17 protein-coding genes are annotated in these 21,017 nt (G+C 63.3%); 14 read left to right on the top strand and 3 right to left on the bottom strand.

From position 1 onward, the window contains the following. Positions 1-2: 2 nt before the first annotated feature. The 7 genes from KHO23_RS01555 to KHO23_RS01525 all read left to right on the top strand — a co-directional run bounded on the left by KHO23_RS01555 (position 3) and on the right by KHO23_RS01525 (position 9,049). A complete protein-coding gene (locus KHO23_RS01555; RefSeq protein ID WP_211609005.1) occupies positions 3-653 on the top strand; it encodes a paraquat-inducible protein A in 651 nt (216 codons plus the stop codon). Continuing rightward, entirely contained in the window at positions 646-2,304 is a 1,659-nt protein-coding gene (locus KHO23_RS01550) for a PqiB family protein (protein WP_211609004.1), read from the top strand. The genes KHO23_RS01555 and KHO23_RS01550 overlap by 8 nt, the downstream gene beginning before the upstream one ends. Beyond that, complete coding sequence (locus KHO23_RS01545; protein WP_211609003.1) at positions 2,301-3,053, top strand: PqiC family protein; 753 nt, start codon at positions 2,301-2,303, stop codon at positions 3,051-3,053. The genes KHO23_RS01550 and KHO23_RS01545 overlap by 4 nt, the downstream gene beginning before the upstream one ends. A gap of 843 nt (positions 3,054-3,896) precedes the next feature. Further along, positions 3,897-6,020: a site-specific recombinase gene (locus KHO23_RS01540; RefSeq protein ID WP_211609002.1), complete on the top strand. Its 2,124-nt coding sequence runs from the start codon at positions 3,897-3,899 to the stop codon at positions 6,018-6,020. 195 nt (positions 6,021-6,215) lie between these two features. Further along, positions 6,216-7,511: a THUMP domain-containing class I SAM-dependent RNA methyltransferase gene (locus KHO23_RS01535; protein ID WP_211609001.1), complete on the top strand. Its 1,296-nt coding sequence runs from the start codon at positions 6,216-6,218 to the stop codon at positions 7,509-7,511. Positions 7,512-7,858: 347 nt separating this feature from the next. Continuing rightward, positions 7,859-8,242, top strand: a complete 384-nt coding sequence (locus tag KHO23_RS01530) for a VOC family protein (protein ID WP_201080170.1) — start codon at positions 7,859-7,861, stop codon at positions 8,240-8,242. Positions 8,243-8,308: 66 nt separating this feature from the next. Beyond that, a complete protein-coding gene (locus KHO23_RS01525) occupies positions 8,309-9,049 on the top strand; it encodes a helix-turn-helix transcriptional regulator (protein ID WP_211609000.1) in 741 nt (246 codons plus the stop codon). A 168-nt stretch (positions 9,050-9,217) separates the two neighbouring features. Here KHO23_RS01525 and KHO23_RS01520 read toward each other — a convergent pair whose 3' ends face one another. Genes KHO23_RS01520 through KHO23_RS01510 form a run of 3 tightly spaced genes read right to left on the bottom strand, consistent with a single transcriptional unit; the run spans position 9,218 to position 12,168 of the window. Beyond that, on the bottom strand, positions 9,218-10,672 hold the full coding sequence (locus tag KHO23_RS01520; protein ID WP_211608999.1) for an NAD(P)(+) transhydrogenase (Re/Si-specific) subunit beta: 1,455 nt from the start codon (positions 10,670-10,672) through the stop codon (positions 9,218-9,220). Continuing rightward, a complete protein-coding gene (locus tag KHO23_RS01515) occupies positions 10,672-11,013 on the bottom strand; it encodes an NAD(P) transhydrogenase subunit alpha (protein WP_211608998.1) in 342 nt (113 codons plus the stop codon). The genes KHO23_RS01520 and KHO23_RS01515 overlap by 1 nt, the downstream gene beginning before the upstream one ends. Positions 11,014-11,025: 12 nt before the next feature. Next, positions 11,026-12,168 (bottom strand): Re/Si-specific NAD(P)(+) transhydrogenase subunit alpha, encoded by a 1,143-nt coding sequence (locus KHO23_RS01510; RefSeq protein WP_211608997.1) that lies wholly within the window; start codon positions 12,166-12,168, stop codon positions 11,026-11,028. Positions 12,169-12,461: 293 nt separating this feature from the next. Between KHO23_RS01510 and KHO23_RS01505 the strand changes: the two genes are divergently transcribed. From KHO23_RS01505 to gmhB, 7 genes are all read left to right on the top strand, one after another. Further along, a complete protein-coding gene (locus tag KHO23_RS01505) occupies positions 12,462-12,956 on the top strand; it encodes an NUDIX hydrolase (RefSeq protein ID WP_211608996.1) in 495 nt (164 codons plus the stop codon). A 124-nt stretch (positions 12,957-13,080) separates the two neighbouring features. Continuing rightward, entirely contained in the window at positions 13,081-14,238 is a 1,158-nt protein-coding gene (mnmA, locus tag KHO23_RS01500) for a tRNA 2-thiouridine(34) synthase MnmA (protein ID WP_211608995.1), read from the top strand. 226 nt (positions 14,239-14,464) lie between these two features. Continuing rightward, entirely contained in the window at positions 14,465-16,075 is a 1,611-nt protein-coding gene (locus KHO23_RS01495; RefSeq protein WP_211608994.1) for an FMN-binding glutamate synthase family protein, read from the top strand. Positions 16,076-16,236: 161 nt separating this feature from the next. Beyond that, complete coding sequence (locus KHO23_RS01490) at positions 16,237-17,088, top strand: FkbM family methyltransferase (RefSeq protein WP_236066690.1); 852 nt, start codon at positions 16,237-16,239, stop codon at positions 17,086-17,088. A 208-nt stretch (positions 17,089-17,296) separates the two neighbouring features. After that, a complete protein-coding gene (gene glyQ, locus KHO23_RS01485) occupies positions 17,297-18,304 on the top strand; it encodes a glycine--tRNA ligase subunit alpha (protein ID WP_211609814.1) in 1,008 nt (335 codons plus the stop codon). A 15-nt stretch (positions 18,305-18,319) separates the two neighbouring features. Beyond that, positions 18,320-20,419: a glycine--tRNA ligase subunit beta gene (gene glyS / locus KHO23_RS01480; RefSeq protein WP_211608992.1), complete on the top strand. Its 2,100-nt coding sequence runs from the start codon at positions 18,320-18,322 to the stop codon at positions 20,417-20,419. A gap of 10 nt (positions 20,420-20,429) precedes the next feature. Next, positions 20,430-20,984 carry a D-glycero-beta-D-manno-heptose 1,7-bisphosphate 7-phosphatase gene (gmhB, locus tag KHO23_RS01475; protein ID WP_211608991.1) on the top strand — a complete coding sequence of 185 codons (555 nt, stop codon included), beginning with the start codon at positions 20,430-20,432 and terminating at the stop codon, positions 20,982-20,984. The last annotated feature ends 33 nt before the right edge of the window (positions 20,985-21,017 follow it).

Genomic DNA, 21,017 nt, shown 5'->3' with positions numbered 1-21,017 from the left:
CGATGAAATACGTGACGGCGAAACGCGCGGGGATGGTCGCGTGCCACGCGTGCGGACGCGTCGAGCCGCGCATCCGCTCCGCCACGCCGCAGCACTGCGGACGTTGCGGCGCAGTCCTCCACTCGCGCCACCCCGACAGCCTGATGCGCACCTGGGCACTGCTGATTGCCGCGGCCTTGCTGTATATTCCCGCGAATTTGCTGCCGGTGATGCACACGTCGTCGCTGCTCGGCTCGGAAGACGACACCATCATGAGCGGTGTCGTGTACTTCTGGACCTCGGGCGACTGGCCGTTGTCCGTGATCGTGTTCATCGCCAGCATCATGGTGCCGATGCTCAAGCTCAGTGTGCTCGTGTTGCTCACTGTCACCGCGCAGCGCCGCTCGCACTGGCGGCCGGAGCAACGCACCACGCTTTACCGGATGGTCGAACGGATTGGGCGCTGGTCGATGCTCGACGTGTTCGTCGTCACACTGACTGTCGCGCTGGTTCGTTTCAAATCGCTTGCCGTGATCACGGCCGGGCCGGGCGCAATCGCCTTCGGTTCGGTGGTCATTCTGACGATGGTGGCATCCATGCAATTCGATCCACGGCTCATCTGGGACAACGTGGAAAGCAGTACCCAAAAACCTCAGGACCTCGACCATGACTAGCCCGCAAGGACCGACGCCCGCCTCCGATGCGCCGCGCAACGATTCGAACGGACCCAAGCTGCCTCCCCAATTGCCGGACCCTGACATCGAGCCGCGCCGCCGCTGGCTGCCCTCGCTCGTCTGGGTGATCCCGCTGATCGCCGCGCTGATCGGTGTCGCGCTCGTGATCAAGTCGGTAACCGAAAGAGGTCCGACCATCACGATCACGTTTGTCAGCGCTGAAGGCCTCGAGCCCGGCAAGACCAAGGTCAAGTACAAGGACGTCGATGTCGGCTCGGTGAAGACCATCACGCTGTCGAAGGATCTGTCACACGTGCTGGTTCAGGTGCAGCTCACCAAAGAAGGCGCAAACTTCGCGGTCAAGGATTCGCGCTTCTGGGTGGTGCGGCCTCGCGTCGGCGCGAGCGGTGTGTCCGGACTGACCACGCTGCTCTCGGGTGCGTACATCGGCGCGGACGCCGGCCATTCACCGGACACAGAGAAAGACTTCGTCGGCCTCGAAACGCCACCACCTATTACGGGTGACGAGAAGGGCCACCAGTTCGTTCTGCACGGCGACTCGCTCGGCTCGATCGACATCGGTTCGCCAATTTTCTACCGGCGCGTGCAGGTCGGCCAGGTGGTCGGCTTTTCGCTCGACAAGGACGGCACCGGTGTGACGATGCAGGTCTTCGTGTCGGCGCCGTTCGACCAGTATGTCGGCACCAATTCGCGCTGGTGGCACGCAAGCGGCGTCGATCTGCGGCTCGACTCGAGCGGTTTCAAGCTGAATACGCAGTCGCTTGCGACGGTGATCGTCGGCGGCTTGTCGTTCCAGTCGCCGCCGGGCCAGGGCGTGGGCGCGCAGGCGCCGAACAACATGACGTTCCGCCTCGGCTCGGACGAAGCGGACGCGATGCGCGAACCGGACGGCGTACCGCTGCGCGTGGTGATGAACTTCAACCAGTCGCTGCGTGGGCTGTCGGTCGGCGCGCCGGTCGATTTCCGCGGCATCGTGCTGGGCCAGGTGACCAACATCGGCATCGACTACGATCCGAAGACGCGCAGCTTCACGATGCCGGTGACGATGAACGTCTTCCCGGACCGCCTCGGCAAGCGCTTCCGCGAAACTGCGCCGACACCGGGCAGCCTCGCGGGTCAGACCTTGCTGCAACAGCTCGTCAAGCATGGACTGCGCGGCCAGCTGCGCACCGGCAATCTGATTACGAGCCAGTTGTACGTGGCGCTCGATATCTTCCCGAAAGCGCCGTCGGCCACGGTTGACGTAACGGGCGATCCGCTCGAGTTGCCGACCATTCCGAACTCGCTCGACGAACTGCAGGTGCAGGTTGCCGACATTGCGAAGAAGCTCGACAAGGTGCCGTTCGACCAGATCGGTTCGAACCTGAACAGCGCGTTGAAGAATGCCGACCAGCTATTCGCGCGACTCGACAAGGAAGTCGTACCGGAGGCGCGGGACACTCTGGCCGCGGCGAAGCAGACCTTCGGTTCGGCCCAGGCGACGTTGCAGCAGGACTCGCCGTTGCAGTCCGATGTTCATCAGGCGTTGCAGGAACTGACACGTACGCTGCAGTCGCTGAATGCGCTGTCGGATTATCTGGAGCGTCATCCGGAATCGCTGTTGCGCGGTAAAACAGGAGATAAACCATGATGTTTGCCCGGCTCCCCCGCCCGCCGCGCGGGCTTGTGCGCGGCGCTGTTTATGTCGGCGCTCTGGCCGGACTGGTGGCGATGGCGGCGTGTTCGTCGCCGAGCAGCCGCTTCTATACGCTCGGCGCGGACGGTGCGCCGGCTGGCTCTGTGGCGCCGGTTAGCGCCCGGACGTCGGCTGCACCGGCGTGGCTGATCGAAGTCGCGCCGATCGATGTACCGCCGCAAGTGGCGAAGAATCAGCTTGTGGTACAGACGGGACCGACGCAGGTCAAGGTCCTCGAAGAGGAGCGTTGGGCTTCGCTGCCGGGTGACGAAATTCGTCGTGCTTTGTCTACCAGTCTGACGCAGCAGCTGGGCACGATTGATGTGTATGGCACGGCGTATTCGGATACGACGCCTGTGTACCGGGTTAGCATGAATGTGCAGCGGTTCGAGTCATGGCCTGGGTCGCATGCGTTGATCGATGCGGTTTGGAGTGTGCGGGTCGTGCGTGGTAATGCTGTGATGACCTGCCGGAGTGTGGTGAGTGAGCCGGTTAGCGGTGGCTATGACGCGCTTGTTAGTGGGCATCGCGCGGCGTTGCAGCGGATTGCTTTGCAGGTGGGGGCGGCTGTGCAGGCTATGGCTGGTGCTGGTGCTGGTGCTGGTGTTGTTGCTCCGCAAGGGAAGGTTGGGGGTGCTAAGGGTGCTGGTTTTGTTGTGCCGGCGTGTCCTTCTGCTATTGCGGCTGCCGCCGCGGGTAGTTGACGGTTTTTTTGCCTTCGCGGGGCTTTTGGGTTGTTCGCCTGGGGGTTGGCCTTTCCTTGTTTTCTTATCGGTCTATTAGCGTCGCCCCTGTGCGGGGCAGCACCTACTTTTCTTTGCCTGCCGCAAAGAAAAGTAGGCAAAAGAAAGCGGCTCACACCGCTAACTATTAAGCGGGTCCCCTGGCTCGGAGGAGGTAGTGGTGCATCTGGAATCCGTGCCCTCGCACACTCCGCGTTAGTGACAAAGGTGTCATCCGCTCCCACTCCGCACTGCGTGCGTCGCGGACCGGTCTGCATGGGAAACCTTGGGGCTTCGGTTACGCGCAGCGGGGGCCATCGGCTTCGCCTCGGCGAAGCGCCGAATGCGCAAACACAATGGGATTCTGGAAGTGCCCCAAACCGAGTGCAGCAGGATCGCGAAACCGAAAAGATGGTTCTATGAAATACGCGTCGGCGCGCGCAGCGCCGCCGGAAGTATGACGGCCTTGTCACTCACGCCGAATGTGCGAGAACACCGATTCCAGATGCACCACTACCTCCTCCGAGCCAGGGGACCCGCTTAATAGTTAGCGGTGTGAGCCGCTTTCTTTTGCCTACTTTTCTTTGCGGCAGGCAAAGAAAAGTAGGTGCCTGCCCCGCACAGGGGCGACGCTAATAAACCGATAAGAATTCAAGGAAAGGCCAACGCCGCAGGCAACCAGGCAAGCAAGCGCCGCGAAGGCAACCAAATCAAGGAACGGCCCCAAAAGCCAGCCGAAGAAAACCCCCCCGCCACAGGCAAACAAAACAAAGCACCACAAAACAAAGCACCAAAGCCAGCAACCCCGTAGGGCAAAAAATCAAAATGTTCACCTCATTCAAAAGATTCCTAAAAAAATGGCGAGCCTCCCGCGACAGCGGCCACCAACTGGACGCGCTCCTGGCAATCGCCGACCAAACCGCCCCTTATCCGGACCGCAGTGAATGGCTGATCGAACTCGCCCACTGGATCCACCGCGGCCGCGCAGTCCAACCCGAGCAACTCGATAACTCCGTCGAAGACAACCCATCACGCTCAACCCCAGCGCACACAAGAATCCGTTATCTCCTCCACGTCCTGGACCGTAACCCGGCCTGGAAGGCCAACGTCGCCGGCATTCTCCGCGCGCTGTTCCGCGAAAGCGACAGCCTCTCGCTTCTCTGCGATGCAGGCATGCCCGTCCACTCAGGCTTCTTCGGCGCACTCTTCGAACGCCTCGAAGCCTCACTGATCCCGCCCGCGCCAAACCGGCGCGACCTGGGCGCGATCGTCACGCTAATGTTCAGCCAGGAACGCGACGCGGAATGGATCGCCAATCTGCCAACCGATCTGCTCACCCGCATCCAGGACCTCTTCGCCTATGAGCAGGACGACAGCGAACACCGTGACATCACCCCGTTCTCGCTCGACCTGCTCGCCGCCCTGCACAACCTCACCTGCCAGATCAGCTCGACCGGTCTGTCGCAAACCGTCCGCAGCCGCCTCGGCGAAGTCGATGTCCCCGATGCCGGCGATGTGCGCGCCGCCATGGAAAAGCAGCCGTTCTACCGGCTCACGCGCGCCATGCTTGCTGTCGAAGCAGCCCATCAGGCAGTGAGCGCAGGCGGCCCGCAAGACAAGCTGCTGCACGAGGTCAACTATCTGCGCCTGCTCCTCGACGAATGCCGCAGCGCCACCGACAACGTCTTCGCCCATCTCTACCGCAACGGCGTCAGCGTCGATATCGTGTTTCAGGTCGAACGGATGCGCATGCGCATTGTCCGCGCGGAGGATCTGCTGAACGCCTGGATGACGCAGGACGATCCGCACGCCGGCGCGCGCCTCGCCGCGGAACTGGTGAACGCCAATCACGCGAGCCAGAGCGTCGCCCATCTCGTGCGCAGCAATTTCTCGTTGCTGGCGCGCAAAGTCGTCGAGTACAGCGCCGATACCGGCGAGCACTACATCGCGCGCGATCGCGCCGAATACCTGAAGATGCTGCGCATGGCGGCCGGCGGCGGGCTCGTGACCGTCGTCACGGTCTGCGTGAAATTCGCCCTGACCGGCGCGCATCTGCAATCGATGATCGAAGGCCTGCTCGCCGGCATCAACTACGCGGCCAGCTTCCTGCTGATGCACTTTCTGCACTTCTCGCTCGCCACCAAGCAACCGGCAATGACCGCGCCCACGCTCGCCCGTGAACTGGACGGCGTCGGCACGCCGGCAGGCGTGGACAGCTTCGTGAGTTCGGTAACCGCGCTGATGCGCACGCAGGCAGCCGCGGTGCTCGGCAACGTGCTGCTGGTGTTTCCCGTGTGCTTCGGCGTGCAATTGCTCTGGCATGCGCTCTTCAACGCCAACATCATCTCGCCCGAGAAGGCGCACGCCACGCTGCACTCGTTCTCACTGTTGGGACCGACACCGTTCTACGCCGCGTTGACGGGCGTGCTGCTGTGGTCGTCGAGTTTGCTGTCAGGTTGGGCGGACAACTGGTTCGTCCTGCATCGCGTGGCCGATGCCCTCGCCTACAACCGGCGCCTGCGCTTGACGCTCGGCGTAGCCGGCGCGGCCCGGCTCGCAGCGTTTTGCCGCTCGAATGTGGCGGGCGTCGTGGGCAATATCACGCTCGGCCTGATGCTCGGGCTCGTGCCGGCGATCCTCACCGCCTTTGCCTTCACCTTCGAGGTGCGTCACGTGACGCTCAGTTCCGGCTCGATCGGCGTGGCGATCGGCGTGCTCGGCAAGGGCGTCTTGAAGTTACCGGAGCTGTGGTGGGCGGTTGCCGGCGTCGGCAGCATGGCAATTCTCAACGTGGCCGTGAGTTTCGCGCTCGCCTTCTACATGGCGGTGAAGTCACGCGACTTGCGGCGCAATGCGGTGCGCTCGCTGCGCGGCGCGATCTGGCAGCGGGTGCTCCGGCATCCGCTGGAGCTGGTGTGGCCGGCCAAAGCGGCGCCTCAGAGCAAATAAAGAGCACGCACGGGGGCGCTAGCGAGCGGCTGTCACGCCGTCCCACGTGCGCCACCGCGCCGCCCCTAAGCCACGCGTTCCGCTCGCGTGCGGGCCGCCCGGGCGGCGGGGCCGCGCCCTCGGGAACGGTCCCGCCTGGCCACCCACCCCGACCGCGTACAATAGCGCCTTATCTAACGCCTTCCGGCAACCTCAATGTCCTTCGATTTCTTCCTTCCTTGTCCGCGCGGCCTTGAAGCCTCGCTCGCCACCGAGCTCGCCGAGATCGCCGCGAAGCACCTGAACGGCGCGCCGTTCACGGCCGGCGCGCAAGTGCCCGGCGGCGTGCATTTCCGCGGAGGCTGGGCCGCCGGCATGGCCGCCAACCTGCACTCGCGCCTCGCGAGCCGCGTGCTGCTGAAAATCGCGCATCGGCCGTATCGCAGCGAACAGGACATTTACGCGCTCGCGGTCGAACAGCGCTGGGAGCAGTGGTTCTCGGCCAACGAAACGCTGCGCGTGGATGTCACCGCGATCAAATCGCCGCTGCGCAGCCTCGAATTCACGACGCTGCGCGTCAAGGACGCGATCTGCGATCGTCTGCGTGAAGTGAGCGGTGCGCGTCCGAGCATCGACACCGCCATGCCCGACGTGCGCGTGTTCGCGTTTCTCACCGCCACCGATTGCACGCTGTATCTCGATACCTCCGGCGATCCGCTCTTCAAGCGCGGCTGGCGGCTCGATAAGGGCGCGGCGCCGCTGCGCGAGAACCTCGCCGCGGGCATCCTGCGCCTGACCGGCTGGACCGCAGGCACGCCGCTGTATGACCCGATGTGCGGCAGCGGCACCTTCCTCGCGGAAGCCGCGCAGGTGGCGCTGAATATCGCGCCGGGTGCGGAGCGCCGCTTCGGCTTCGAAAAGCTCAAGCAATACGAGGCCAAAACTTGGCAAACGCTTAAGGCCGCGGCGCTCGACGCCAAGCACGCCGCCCGCGACTCGCGCGCCGATCTGCAGATCTTCGGCAGCGATATTTCTGGTGACATGCTCGACAAGGCGCGTGCGAACTTCCAGCGCGCCGGTTTGCCGTCGATCCCGCTCAAGCAGGTCGATGCGCGCGGCATGACGGCACCATCGGCTGAGCCGGGCATCCTCGTCGCCAATCCGCCGTATGGCGAGCGGATTGAAGTGCGCGGCCGCAACGCGCGCGGCGAAATCCGCGAAGGCCGCGCCACGCGTGAAGGCCGCGACGACGACAGCTTCCACCGGGCTCAGGAAGAAGCACCGGACAGCGAATTTTTCCAGTCGCTCGGCGATGCGCTGAAGCAGCGTTTCACCGGCTGGCACGCATTCATCCTGACGTCGGATCGCAAGCTGCCGGGTCAACTGCGTCTGCGTGAATCGACCAAGACGCCACTCTTCAACGGCGCGCTCGAATGCCGGCTGTTCCGCTTCGATCTGATTGCGGGCAGTGTGCGGCAACGGCCGCAGAACAACGACACACCGGCAGGCTAAGCTGGAGCAGAGCAGCATCGAAAAAACCGCGGATCCAGGTCCGCGGTTTTTTTTCGCCGGTACCTCAGCGATCGGCCGGTGTCGGGTCCCCCTCCGCTGCCACCCTGGCCTCTCAATCCTCCTGCCACCGTCATCGCTCGATCCCCGAGTTGTCCATCCCCTGTATCCGCCCGTTACGCCATCCCGCGGCTCCCGCCGGCGCGCCCCTGCGCGCTCATCGTCTGCCCCATCCTTTTGCTGCACCCGCCACACCCTACTGACACTACGCTGTCAGTAGCACCCCAGCACACTCCTTCTCACGCCATCCGGCGCTTTGCACGGCTTACCGCCATTCCCAGGAGAGTGTCATGTCCGCATCATCCAAAGTTGTCGCATGGTTTGAGATTCCGTCCGTCGATTTCGATCGTGCTGTTCGTTTTTACGAAACCGCGCTCGACGTCAAACTGAATCGCCAGGAAATCGGCGGCCAGCCGATCGCCATCTTCGGCTACGAGGAACCGGCCACCGGCGGCGCGATCGTCCACAGCCCGTCGATGAAGCCAACCAACGACGGTGTGCTCGTCTATCTGAACGCACAACCCAACGTGGACGCCGTGCTCGCCCGCGTCGAGCAGGCCGGCGGCAAGACCGATGGTCCAGTGATCAAGCTGCCGCAGGACATCGGTTACATCGCGTTCTTCACCGACACGGAGGGCAACCGCCTCGGCCTGCATTCGCTGACCAACGGCTAACACCCAACGCGGCGTACAAGCGCGGCGGCCAGCAGGCGCCGCGCGGAACGCCGACCGGAGCGCGGCATGCGGCGCTATCATCGCGGGACAGTCCCTGTCCTTTTCTACAAGACGCCCACGATGACGCGCCGCGCCGACCGCCTGTTCCAGATCGCCGAACTACTACGCGGACGACGTCTGACCACCGCGCAACAACTCGCCGACTGGCTGAATATCTCGCTGCGCACGGTCTATCGCGACGTGCGCGATCTGCAACTGTCAGGCGTACCAATCGAAGGCGAAGCGGGCATCGGCTATCGGTTGAGCCGCGCGGCGAGCTTGCCGCCCCTCACCTTCACCGCCGATGAACTGGCCGCGCTCGCAGCGGGGGCGCGGATGCTCGAATCGTGGGGCGGCGCCGGTTTCGCGAGCGGCGCACGCGGGGCGTTGGCGAAGATCGCCTCGGCGATGCCCGCCGACAAGCGCGCAACGCTCGAACGTCTGGCGATCTTCGCACCGTCGTTTCACATCAAGGCGGATTTTTCAGCGAAGGTGGACGCGCTGCATCGGGCGATCGACGCGCGTCAGGTGGTGAGTTTTGCCTATACCGATGCGAACGGCGCAGCGACCGAGCGGCGCGTGTGGCCGCTGGCGTTAGCTTATTGGGGTGCGCGCTGGACACTCGGCGCGTGGTGCGAATTGCGAAGCGATTTCCGCAATTTCGGGTTGGAGAGGATCCAGAGTCTTCAGGCGCTCGAACCGTATCCGGATCAGGAAGGCAAACGGCTGGCGGACTGGCTACGGCACGTGAATGCGAAGCCGAGGTAAGAATGCAGATCAGGCCACGGTTTGGTGGGACGCGGGCACATATTCCAAGCGGTGAATCATGAAGCGCCCTGCATCGGCCAGATTTCGCGCACGCATCCCGGCTACATGACCGGCGGTTCGCCGCCCACCGCGAGGCAAGCCGCGAACCGCCGAACCTCGCGAGGCGCGTTACTCCACCGACTTCACCATATCCTCGATCACCTTCTTCGCGTCGCCGAATACCATCATCGTCTTGTCCATGTAGAACAGATCGTTGTCGAGACCCGCGTAACCCGCCGCCATCGAACGCTTGTTCACGATGACGGTACGCGCCTTGTACGCCTCGATGATCGGCATGCCTGCGATCGGCGACTTCGGATCGTTCTTCGCCGCCGGGTTCACCACGTCGTTCGCACCGAGTACCAGCACCACGTCGACCTGACCGAACTCGCCGTTGATGTCGTCCATTTCGTAGACCATGTCGTAGGGCACTTCGGCTTCGGCGAGCAGCACGTTCATGTGGCCCGGCATCCGCCCGGCCACCGGGTGAATCGCGTACTTCACCTCGATGCCCTTCTCGACCAGCTTGTCGGTGAGTTCCTTCAACGCATGCTGTGCACGTGCTACGGCAAGGCCATACCCCGGCACGATCACCACGGTTTCAGCATTGCCGAGCATGAACGAAGCGTCATCAGCCGAACCGGATTTCACCGGACGCTGCTCCGCCGAGCCACCCGCCGCAGCCGCACCCGCCTCATTACCGAAGCCGCCAAGAATCACGTTGAAGAACGAGCGGTTCATCGCGCGGCACATGATGTACGACAGGATCGCACCGGATGAACCGACTAGCGAGCCCGCGATGATCAGCATCGGATTGTTCAGCGAGAAGCCGATACCCGCCGCCGCCCAGCCCGAGTACGAATTGAGCATCGACACCACCACCGGCATGTCCGCGCCACCGATCGGGATGATGATCAGCACACCGAGCACGAACGCGATCAGCGTCATGATGATGAACGGCAGCCAGGACTGCGTGAGGAAGAAGATCACGCCGAAGCCGAGCATCGCGAGCGCGAGCATCAGGTTGATCAGATGCTGTCCCGCGTAAACCACCGGCGCACCCTGGAACAACCGGAACTTGTACTTGCCCGACAGCTTGCCGAACGCGATCACCGAACCGGAGAACGTAATCGCGCCGACAAACGTACCGATGAACAACTCGACGCGATTGCCATAGGGCAGGAAGCCCGGAATCGGATTGTCCGGATCGACGAGACCGAACGCGGACGGTTCCGAAACCACCGCATACGCGATACACACGGCAGCAAGACCGATCAGCGAGTGCATCGCCGCGACCAGTTCCGGCATCTTGGTCATCTCGACGCGCGCCGCGACGAACGCGCCGATCGCGCCGCCGATCACCAGCGCGACCAGCAGCAGGCCGAGCCCTAACCCAAGATTCGAGCCGAGCTCATTAGCCTGCTTAACGATCAGCGCGATGGTCGTGAGAATGGCAATCGCCATCCCGACCATGCCGAAGGTATTGCCGGTGCGCGCCGTCTTCGGATTCGACAGCCCCTTGAGCGCCTGGATGAAACAGACCGACGCGACCAGATAAAGCAGCGTGACGACGTTCAGACTCATTACGCGTTCTCCCTGCTCGTGGATTGTGCCTTGTCAGCGGGGAGCTTCTTCGGCTCTTTCTTCCTGAACATCTCCAGCATTCGCCTCGTCACCAGAAAGCCGCCGAACACGTTCACCGCCGCGAGCGCGACGGCCAGCGTGCCGAAGAACTTGCCGGTGTCGCCCACGGTGAGGCCTGCTGCCAGCATCGCGCCGACGATCACGATCGCCGAGATCGCGTTGGTCACCGCCATCAGCGGCGTGTGCAGCGCGGGTGTGACGTTCCAGACGACGTGGTAGCCGACGTAGATCGCCAGCACGAAGATAATCAGGTTGATGACGGTGTGGTTGATGACTTCCATCGCCGCTCTCCTCTATGCCTTGCGCGTGACTTCGCCGTCACGGGCCAGCAGCGTGGCCGCGACGATATCGTCCGCGAGATCGATGTTCAGGGCGCCTTCCTTGCTGATGATCAGCTTGAGGAAGTCGAGCAGATTGCGCGCGTACAGGGACGACGCGTCGGCGGGCACCATCGAGGCAAGGTTCGTGTAGCCGACGATCTGCACACCGTTTTTCGTGACGACCTGGTCCGCTTCGGTGAGCGGACAGTTACCGCCGCGCCGGCCCTCGTATTCCGCGCCCCGTCCTGCCGCGAGGTCCACCAGCACGGAGCCGGGTTTCATCGCCTGCACGGTTTCCACCGAAATCAGCGTCGGTGCGGCCCTGCCCGGGATCAAGGCGGTCGAGATCACCACGTCGGCCTGTTTCGCGCGCTCGTGAACCAGCGCGGACTGCCGCGCAAGCCACGAAGGCGGCATCGGCCGCGCATAGCCGCCGACACCCTGCGCGGCTTCGCGCTCCTCATCGGTTTCGTACGGAACATCGAGAAACTTGGCGCCGAGCGATTCGATCTGCTCTTTCACCGCCGGACGTACATCGGACGCTTCGATCACCGCGCCGAGGCGCTTGGCGGTCGCGATCGCCTGCAGACCGGCCACGCCAGCGCCCAGAATCAGTACGCGGGCCGCTTTCACGGTGCCCGCGGCGGTCATCAGCATCGGCATGAAGCGGGGATAGAGCGTAGCCGCCAGCAGCACCGCCTTGTACCCGGCGATGTTCGCCTGCGACGAGAGCACGTCGAGGCTCTGCGCGCGCGTAGTACGCGGCGCGGCTTCCAAAGCGAACGCGGTGACGCCCGCGGACGCCAGCTTTGATGAGTTTTCGGTATTAAACGGATCGAGCATGCCGACCAGCGTCGCGCCGCGCTTGAGCAGCGGTAACTCGGCATCGGTCGGGGACTGCACCTTGAGGACCAGATCGGCGCCAAAAGCGGTGGCCGCGTCGACGATTTCCGCGCCGGCGGCTGTAAAGGCATCGTCAGGAAAGCTCGCGCCGGTACCGGCGCCGCTCTGGATCGTGACCCGGTGGCCCTGGGTCACGTACTTCTTGACCGTTTCGGGCGTCGCGGCGACGCGGGTTTCGTGCGCGCGCGTCTCGGCTGGCACTCCGATGTGCATCTTGGCTCCTCCTCGACTTCCTGTTTTACGACAGTTCTGCCGACGAGGCACGCCGGCTTGCAAGTGCAACGGCTAACGGCGTCACTTTAACCGAAACCTGGGGGTGCGCTGAAATCGGGGACAATCCGGGGGTGCCCGGCGAGTGGGGCGGCTTGTTGGCTGGGGCTGAGGGCCCTCTCCGCTGGGGTGCTCACGCCCCGCCCGGCCCGACACCACCCGCCCGACGCCACCCGCCCGCATCCGGTCGCCCGCTTCCCGGCAGCCCAGGCCCATAAACGGTAAAATGCGCACCCATGAAACCGGAATCCTGGCTGCCGCACGTCACCGTTGCGGCCATCGTCGAGCGTGACGGGCGTTTTCTCGTGGTCGAGGAACATACCGCCGACGGCCTGCGTCTGAATCAGCCCGCCGGCCATCTGGAAGCGGGCGAAACGCTTCTGGAAGCGGTCATCCGCGAAACGCTCGAAGAAACCGCGCATCCGTTCACGCCCGAGGCGCTGGTCGGCATGTATATGACGCATTTCCAGCCGCCTGGCCGTGAGGGCGTGACCTATCTGCGCTTCACCTATTGCGGCACGAATGGCGAAGCGGATGGAGAGCGCGCGCTCGATCCCGACATCGTCCGCACGCTGTGGATGAGCGCCGACGAATTGCGCGCCTGCCCCGAACGGCATCGCACGCCACTCGTCATGCAATGCCTCGACGATTACCTCGCGGGCCGGCGTTTCCCGCTCGATTTCGTGCACACGCATTCGGTCGGGCGCAAACAGGTTGAAAAGAAGACGTAGGCAGGCACGGCCGGGCCTAACCCGTCATAAACGGGCCTGATCCGTCACGAGCGGCCAGGCAGGCGGCCGGGCAACACGGTCATCCCACGATCAATGAAGTCACGCGGTACCCAGTGAGCACCTTATGAGCAAGCAGAAAGTCGTAGTAGGCATGTCGGGCGGCGTCGATTCGTCGGTTACCGCGTGGCTGCTGAAGGAACAGGGCTACGACGTGGTCGGCCTGTTCATGAAAAACTGGGAAGACGACGACGACAGCGAGTACTGCTCGACGCGGCAGGACTGGATCGACGTCGTCTCGGTCGCGGACCTGATCGGCATCGACGTGGAGGCGGTCAACTTCGCCGCCGAATACAAGGACCGCGTGTTCGCCGAATTCCTGCGCGAATACTCGGCCGGCCGCACGCCGAATCCGGACGTGCTGTGCAACGCCGAGATCAAGTTCAAAGCCTTCCTCGATCACGCGATGTCGCTCGGCGCGGAAACCATCGCGACCGGCCACTATGCGCGCGTGCGTGAGAACAACGGCCGCTTCGAACTGCTGAAGGCCTTCGATCATACGAAAGACCAGTCGTACTTCCTGCATCGGCTGAACCAGGCGCAGTTGTCGAAGACGCTGTTTCCTTTGGGCGAGATTCCGAAAACCAAAGTCCGCGAAATCGCCGAACAGATCGCGCTGCCGAATGCGAAGAAGAAAGATTCGACCGGCATCTGCTTTATCGGCGAACGGCCGTTCCGCGACTTCCTGAACCGCTATCTGCCAACCCAACCCGGTCCGATGAAAACCACCGACGGCAAAGTGATCGGCGAGCACATCGGCCTCGCGTTCTACACGTTCGGGCAGCGCAAGGGCATCGGCCTCGGCGGCAGCAAGGACGGCAGCGGCGAGCCGTGGTTCGTCGCGGGCAAGGATATTGCCTCGAACACGCTGTATGTCGCGCAGGGCCACGATCATCCGTGGCTGCTGAGCCATACGTTGAGCGCGGGCAATACGAGCTGGGTCGCGGGCGAACCGCCGGCTGAGGGTTTCGCGTGCGGCGCGAAAACCCGTTACCGGCAAGCGGATGCACCGTGCTCCTTCAGCGCGGCGGCCGGTGCGACAGGTGCAGGCGAAGGCCTCTTCGAACTGAATTTCGACGACGCCCAATGGGCTGTCACACCGGGGCAATCGGCGGTGCTCTACGATGGCGACGTGTGCCTCGGCGGCGGCATCATCGAACACGCGGTGACCGGGCAGCCAAGCGTACGTCAGCCGCAAAAGGCAGCGTTGCTTACCGCCCGTTGAGCCATGGATGTTATCGTGCGGCAACGCCTGGCGTCGCCGCACCCGTTTCACCTGCATGCTTCGTCTTCAAGCTTCAGACTTCACGCTTCGCCCACGCGATTCACCTTCGAGCCGCAGCAAGCTTCACCATAACAAGCAGTTGTTCGTTTCCCTTCACGGCGGATTCCGTCCGCGCCGACAGCGTCGACGATCCCTCCGCGACGATCCCCACTGCACTGGAGTCCCCATGTTTTCTCGACGTTATCTGGCAATGTGGTGCGCAGTCGTGCTGCTCGCAGCCTGTGCGGCGCTCGCCGCGACGCATCACATTTCGTGGTTCTGGATCATCGTGCCGGTGGCGCTCGTCGCGCTCGGTCTGTTCGACCTGACGCAGGATCGCCACGCGATTCTGCGCAACTATCCGCTGTGGGGCCACTTCCGTTTCCTGTTCGAATTCATCCGCCCGGAAATCCGCCAGTATTTCGTCGAGGACGATACCGACGAGAAACCGTTCTCGCGCGCGCAACGCAGCATCGTCTATCAGCGCGCGAAAAACGACGTGGATAGCCGCCCGTACGGCACCGAACTCGACGTCAAAGCTGTCGCGCACGAATGGATCAGCCACTCGCTCGCGCCGACCAAAGTCGACAACCACGACTTCCGTGTCGTCGTCGGGCCCGACCGCGCGCAACCTTATTCGATGTCGATCTTCAACGTCTCCGCGATGAGCTTCGGCTCGCTGTCGGCGAACGCGATCATGGCGCTGAACCTCGGCGCGAAGAAAGGTAACTTCGCGCACGACACCGGCGAAGGCTCGATGTCGAAATACCACCGCGAGCACGGCGGCGACATCATCTGGGAAATCGCCTCGGGCTACTTCGGCTGCCGTAACGACGACGGTACCTTCAGCGCGGAGAAGTTCGCCAAACAGGCCACCGAGCCGCAAGTGAAGATGATCGAGGTGAAGCTCTCGCAAGGTGCGAAACCCGGTCACGGCGGCGTGTTGCCGGCCGCGAAGATCACTCCCGAGATTGCGGAAACGCGCGGCGTGCCGATGGGTCGCGATTGCATCTCGCCCGCCACCCACTCCGAATTCTCGTCGCCGCGCGGCCTGCTCGAATTCGTCGACCGCTTGCGCACGCTGTCCGGCGGCAAGCCGACCGGGTTCAAGCTGTGCATCGGGCATCCATGGGAATTCTTCGGCATTGCGAAGGCGATGCTGGAGACGGGGATTCTGCCGGACTTTATCGTGGTCGACGGTGCGGAGGGCGGCACGGGCGCCGCGCCGCTGGAGTTCACCGATCACGTCGGCGTGCCGTTGCAGGAAGGGCTGCTACTGGTGCACAACACGCTGGTCGGCATCGGCTTGCGTCAACGCATCCGCATCGGCGCGAGCGGCAAGATGATTACCGCGTTCGACATCACGAAGACGCTTGCAATCGGCGCGGATTGGGTCAACGCGGCGCGTGGCTTCATGTTCGCCGTCGGCTGCATTCAGGCGCAGACCTGCCACACCGGACGCTGCCCGACGGGCGTCGCGACGCAGGACCCTGTGCGTCAGCGCGCTTTGGTGGTTCCGGACAAAGCCGAACGTGTATTCAACTTCCATCACAACACGCTGCATGCGCTGAAGGAAATCATTCAGGCCACGGGGCTCAAGCATCCGGCGGAACTGCGCGCACATCACATCGTGCGGCGCGTATCGTCGCATGAGGTGCGCTTGATGTCCGAACTGTTGAAGTATCTCGAGCCGAACGATCTGCTGAACGGCAACTATCGCTACACGCTGTACGAGAAATATTGGCCTATGGCGCAAAGCGATTCGTTTGCACCGAAAGTTGAACTGGCCGCGACTTGATCTGGCGGTGAAGGCGATCGGCTTGCGGGCCGATCGTCGCTTCAGTCTTAGGTTTTGACGGCGAATTCTTGCAGAAAAATAAGAATCCTTGAGAGCTCGTCTCATATACAAGGACAGCGACGGACCGTACATTTGCGTGGTCTTTTTCCCGCTCAATGTCCATGGTTACGCCCTCCTCTTTTCCGCTGCCGCTCGGCGAGCACACGCAACTTGTCCAGACCCGTCATGGCTGGATGCTCGCCAATCCGAACGACTTCTATCTCGGCCGCGCACTCATCGAATATGGTGAATGCAGCGAACTCGAATCTGCCGTGTTGCGACAGTTGCTGGTGCAGCCGGGCATCGTCGTGGAAGTCGGCGCGAATATCGGCGTGCATACGATCATGCTGGCTCGTGAGGCACAGGCGCGCCGCCAGGTGCTAGTCGCTTTCGAACCGCAGCCGGTGATCTTTCAGAACCTCTGCGCGAATCTTTCGGCCAATGGCGTGCGCAACGTGCTGGCCTGGCCGTATGCGTGCGGAGCGACCGCGGGGACGCTGCATTTTGCGCGGCCCGACTATGACGCGCCGGGCAACTTTGGCGGCGTGTCGATGCAAACAGAGGCTGCGGCAAATACGATCCCGGTTCCGTGCGTGCGGCTGGACGACGTGCTGCGCTCGCATACCGTGGGACTGCTGAAGCTCGACGTGGAAGGGTTCGAGTTGAATGCGCTGCTGGGCGCGGAGGAAACGATCGCCCGCTCGCGGCCGGTGATTTACGTGGAGAACGACCGGCTCGATCGGTCTCAGGCGTTGATCGAGTGGTTGTGGTCGAAGGAATACCGGTTGTGGTGGCATTTGCCGCCGCTGTTCAACCCGGGGAATTTCTTTGAGCGCGCGGAGAATATCTACGGCAGGTTGCTGTCGTGCAATATGCTTGCACTGCCGCGGGAGCTGGAGATGGAGATCGACGGGTTTGTCGAGGTGACGGACGCGAATTCCGCCACGCATGCGTTGATGAGTTTGAGCAGTTAGCCGACGCCGCACTTTGCGAGAAGACGAACGACAATCGGCCGCCTCAAGCGGCCTTTTTTCGTTTGGAGAACACTTCGATTCCCGTCCGACCCCGCAAAACGGACACCCCCCTCCCTTTCCGTTAAAATCTACGGTTTAGCACTTCGCTCCACGGCCAGCTCGCGCGCTTCGGCGCTTACGGCGCGGCCCCATGCCCGAAAGGCACTTCATGCTCACGTTTCAGCAAATCATCCTGACCCTGCAGTCCTACTGGGACAAGCAGGGTTGCGCGTTGCTCCAGCCGATCGACATGGAAGTCGGCGCGGGTACGTCCCACGTCCACACCTTCCTGCGCGCGATCGGCCCGGAACCGTGGCGAGCCGCCTATGTGCAGCCGTCGCGCCGCCCGAAAGACGGCCGCTACGGCGAGAACCCGAACCGCCTGCAGCATTACTACCAATACCAGGTCGTGCTGAAGCCGGCTCCGGAAAACATCCTCGACCTGTACCTCGGCTCGCTGGCGGCCCTCGGCTTCGACCTGAAGCAGAACGACGTGCGCTTCGTCGAAGACGACTGGGAAAACCCCACGCTCGGCGCATGGGGTCTCGGCTGGGAAGTGTGGCTGAACGGCATGGAAGTGACCCAGTTCACCTACTTCCAGCAAGTCGGCGGTCTGGACTGCAAGCCGGTGCTCGGCGAAATCACCTACGGTCTCGAACGTCTGGCCATGTATCTGCAGAAGGTCGAGAACGTCTACGACCTGGTCTGGACCGAGTGGGAAGAGCAAGGCCCGAACGGCCCGGAACTTCGACGCCTGACGTACGGCGACGTGTATCACCAGAACGAAGTCGAACAGTCGACCTACAACTTCGAGTACGCGAACGTTGAGTTGCTGTTCTCGAACTTCAACAGCTACGAAGCAGAAGCGAAGCGCATGATCGAAGCGCAGATCGCGCTGCCCGCTTATGAACTCGTGCTGAAAGCCGGCCATACCTTCAACCTGCTCGACGCGCGCGGCGCGATTTCCGTCACGGAACGCGCGGCGTATATCGGCCGCATCCGTGCACTGTCGAAGCTGGTCGCCCAGGCTTACTACGACTCGCGCGAAAAACTCGGCTTCCCGATGCTCGGCAATCCGGTGCACGGCGTGCCCGGCCTGACGACCGACGAGCAAGATGCCGCCATGCCCGCGTGGGCGCCGCCGCTGAAAGTCGAACGCAAGATCGACCAGGACTGACGAGAACATCAAGAAATGACTCAACCCCATCAAGCTACCCTGCTGGTCGAGCTGCTGACCGAAGAACTGCCGCCGAAAGCGCTCGCGCGTCTCGGCGACGCGTTCGCCGAAGGCATCGCGCAGCGCCTCGCGGCGCGCGACCTGGTCGAAGGCGAACTGTCGTTCGAGCGTTACGCCACGCCGCGCCGCCTCGCTGTCACGATCAGGAACGTGCGTTCGGTCGCGCCGGAAAAACACGTGCGCGAAAAAGTGCTGCCGGTTTCCGTCGCGCTCGATAAAGACGGCCAACCCACCGCGCCGCTCGCGAAAAAACTGGCCGCGCTCGGCTTCCCCGATTTTTCGGTGAACGACCTGGAGCGCGCGCAGGACGGTAAGGCCGAAGCCTTCTTCCTGCGCTACGCCGCGCCGGGTGCCACGCTCGCCGAAGGCCTGCAAGCCGCGCTCGACGAAACGCTCACCAAGCTGCCGATCCCGAAGGTCATGACGTATCAGCGCCCGGACGGCACCAATGTGCAATTCGTGCGCCCGGTGCAACGCCTGACCACGCTGCATGGCGAACAGGTCGTGCCGGTCACGGCGCTCGGCGTCGATGCCGACGACACCACGCTCGGCCACCGCTTCCTGTCCGAAGGCTTCGTGCAGATCCAGCACGCGGATTCGTATGCCGAGACGCTGATGCACAAGGGCCGCGTGGTCGCGAATTTCGCTGACCGCAAGGAAACCATCCGCACGCATCTGCTCGCGCAAGCCGACGGCGACCAGGTCGTGATGCCGGAATCGCTGCTGGATGAAGTGAATTCGCTGGTCGAATGGCCGGTGGTCTACGCCTGCCGTTTCGAGGACGAATTCCTGCAAGTGCCGCAGGAATGCCTGATCCTGACCATGCAGACGAACCAGAAATACTTCGCGTTGACGGATGCGAACGGCAAGCTGCGCTCGCGCTTCCTGATCGTGTCGAACATCGAAACCAAAACGCCGGGCGATATCGTCGAAGGTAATGAACGTGTGGTGCGTCCGCGCCTGGCCGATGCAAAATTCTTCTTCGAGCAGGACAAGAAGAAGCCGCTCGCCGACCGCGTGCCGCTGCTCGCCAACGTCGTGTATCACAACAAGCTGGGTTCGGCGCTGCAACGCGTCGAGCGCGTCGAAGCGCTAGCGGGTGCCATTGCCTCGCTGATCGGCGCGGATGTCGCCTTGGCAAAGCGCGCCGCGCGCCTCGCCAAGGCTGACCTGATCACGGACATGGTCGGCGAATTCCCCGAGCTGCAAGGCACGATGGGCACGTACTACGCGCGCCACGACGGCGAGCCGGAAGAAGTCGCCCTGGCGTGCTCGGAACACTATCAGCCACGTTTCTCCGGCGATGCGTTGCCGGCCACGGCAACCGGCACCGTGGTCGCGATTGCCGACAAGCTCGAAACGCTGGTCGGTATCTGGGGTATCGGCCTGCAACCGACCGGCGAGAAAGACCCGTTCGCGCTGCGCCGTCATGCGCTCGGCGTGCTGCGGATTCTGGTCGAGAAGCAACTGCCGGTCGATCTGGTCGAACTGCTGCGCACCGCCTACGCGCAATTCGCCGCCGTGCCGGGCGTCGCTGATTCAACGCAGGCGATCTACGAATTCAGCATGGACCGTCTGCGCGGTCTGCTGCGCGAACGTGGCTATGCACCGGGCGAAATCGACGCGGTGCTGGCACTGAACCCTACGCGCCTCGACGACATCGTCGCGCGCCTGGATGCGGTGCGCGAGTTCGCGGCGCTGCCGGAAGCGGCCTCGCTCGCGGCGGCCAACAAGCGTATCTCGAACATCCTGAAGAAGTCGGAAAGCGCCACGAACGGCGGCGTGCAGGTCGCGCTGCTGGGCGAAGCGGCGGAACAAGCCTTGCATGCGCAGCTGGAACAGGTGGCACCGCGCGTGCAATCGCAACTCGCCGCGCGCGACTATACGGGCGCACTGACCGCGCTCGCCGCGCTGCGTGAACCGGTCGACACGTTCTTCAACGACGTGATGGTCAACGCAGAAGATCCCGCGTTGCGGGCCAACCGTCTGGCTTTGCTCGGCGCGCTGCATCAGCAGATGAATTGCGTCGCCGACATTTCCCGACTCGCCGCCTGAGCCCCGCGCCATGCCGACCAAAAAAGTGGTGATCCTCGACCGCGACGGCGTGATCAACGTCGATTCCGACGCGTTCATCAAGTCGCCGGACGAATGGGTCGCCCTGCCCGGTTCGCTCGAAGCCATCGCGCGGCTGAACCAGGCGGGTTATCGCATTGCGATCGCGACCAACCAGTCGGGCATCGGCCGCGGCCTCTTCGACATGAACGCGCTCAATGCCATGCATCTGAAAATGCATCGCATGGCGGCGGCGGTCGGCGGACGTATCGACGCGGTGTTCTTCTGCCCGCATACGGCGCAGGATCAGTGCGAATGCCGCAAGCCGAAGCCCGGCATGCTCAAGATGATCGCCGAACGTTTCGAAGTCGATCCGGAAAATACGCCGGTGGTCGGCGACGCGATGCGCGACCTGCAAGCCGGTGCGTCGCTCGGACATCCGACTCATCTGGTGCTGACCGGCAAGGGCCGCAAGACGCTCCAGGCCGGCGGCTTGCCCGAAGGCACGCGCGTGCACGACGATCTGCGCGCGTTCGCCCTCGACTTCCTTTCCGACGCTCAAGAGTGATGCGCGTCACGCGCGTCCCCAACCCTCACTGAC

Origin of the sequence: Paraburkholderia haematera, assembly GCF_905220975.1 — a bacterium.
In the GTDB taxonomy this organism is placed as follows: Bacteria; Pseudomonadota; Gammaproteobacteria; order Burkholderiales; family Burkholderiaceae; genus Paraburkholderia; species Paraburkholderia haematera.
The sequence above is the reverse complement of the archived record's forward strand: the minus strand, read 5'-3'. Positions and strand labels throughout refer to the sequence as shown.

Coding starts and splice junctions, on each gene's coding strand:
- KHO23_RS01555 (WP_211609005.1), top strand. CDS start 3: ATGAAATACGTGACGGCGAAACGCGCGGGGATGGTCGCGTGCCACGCG.
- KHO23_RS01550 (WP_211609004.1), top strand. CDS start 646: ATGACTAGCCCGCAAGGACCGACGCCCGCCTCCGATGCGCCGCGCAAC.
- KHO23_RS01545 (WP_211609003.1), top strand. CDS start 2,301: ATGATGTTTGCCCGGCTCCCCCGCCCGCCGCGCGGGCTTGTGCGCGGC.
- KHO23_RS01540 (WP_211609002.1), top strand. CDS start 3,897: ATGTTCACCTCATTCAAAAGATTCCTAAAAAAATGGCGAGCCTCCCGC.
- KHO23_RS01535 (WP_211609001.1), top strand. CDS start 6,216: ATGTCCTTCGATTTCTTCCTTCCTTGTCCGCGCGGCCTTGAAGCCTCG.
- KHO23_RS01530 (WP_201080170.1), top strand. CDS start 7,859: ATGTCCGCATCATCCAAAGTTGTCGCATGGTTTGAGATTCCGTCCGTC.
- KHO23_RS01525 (WP_211609000.1), top strand. CDS start 8,309: ATGCGGCGCTATCATCGCGGGACAGTCCCTGTCCTTTTCTACAAGACG.
- KHO23_RS01520 (WP_211608999.1), bottom strand. CDS start 10,672: ATGAGTCTGAACGTCGTCACGCTGCTTTATCTGGTCGCGTCGGTCTGT.
- KHO23_RS01515 (WP_211608998.1), bottom strand. CDS start 11,013: ATGGAAGTCATCAACCACACCGTCATCAACCTGATTATCTTCGTGCTG.
- KHO23_RS01510 (WP_211608997.1), bottom strand. CDS start 12,168: ATGCACATCGGAGTGCCAGCCGAGACGCGCGCGCACGAAACCCGCGTC.
- KHO23_RS01505 (WP_211608996.1), top strand. CDS start 12,462: ATGAAACCGGAATCCTGGCTGCCGCACGTCACCGTTGCGGCCATCGTC.
- mnmA (WP_211608995.1), top strand. CDS start 13,081: ATGAGCAAGCAGAAAGTCGTAGTAGGCATGTCGGGCGGCGTCGATTCG.
- KHO23_RS01495 (WP_211608994.1), top strand. CDS start 14,465: ATGTTTTCTCGACGTTATCTGGCAATGTGGTGCGCAGTCGTGCTGCTC.
- KHO23_RS01490 (WP_236066690.1), top strand. CDS start 16,237: ATGGTTACGCCCTCCTCTTTTCCGCTGCCGCTCGGCGAGCACACGCAA.
- glyQ (WP_211609814.1), top strand. CDS start 17,297: ATGCTCACGTTTCAGCAAATCATCCTGACCCTGCAGTCCTACTGGGAC.
- glyS (WP_211608992.1), top strand. CDS start 18,320: ATGACTCAACCCCATCAAGCTACCCTGCTGGTCGAGCTGCTGACCGAA.
- gmhB (WP_211608991.1), top strand. CDS start 20,430: ATGCCGACCAAAAAAGTGGTGATCCTCGACCGCGACGGCGTGATCAAC.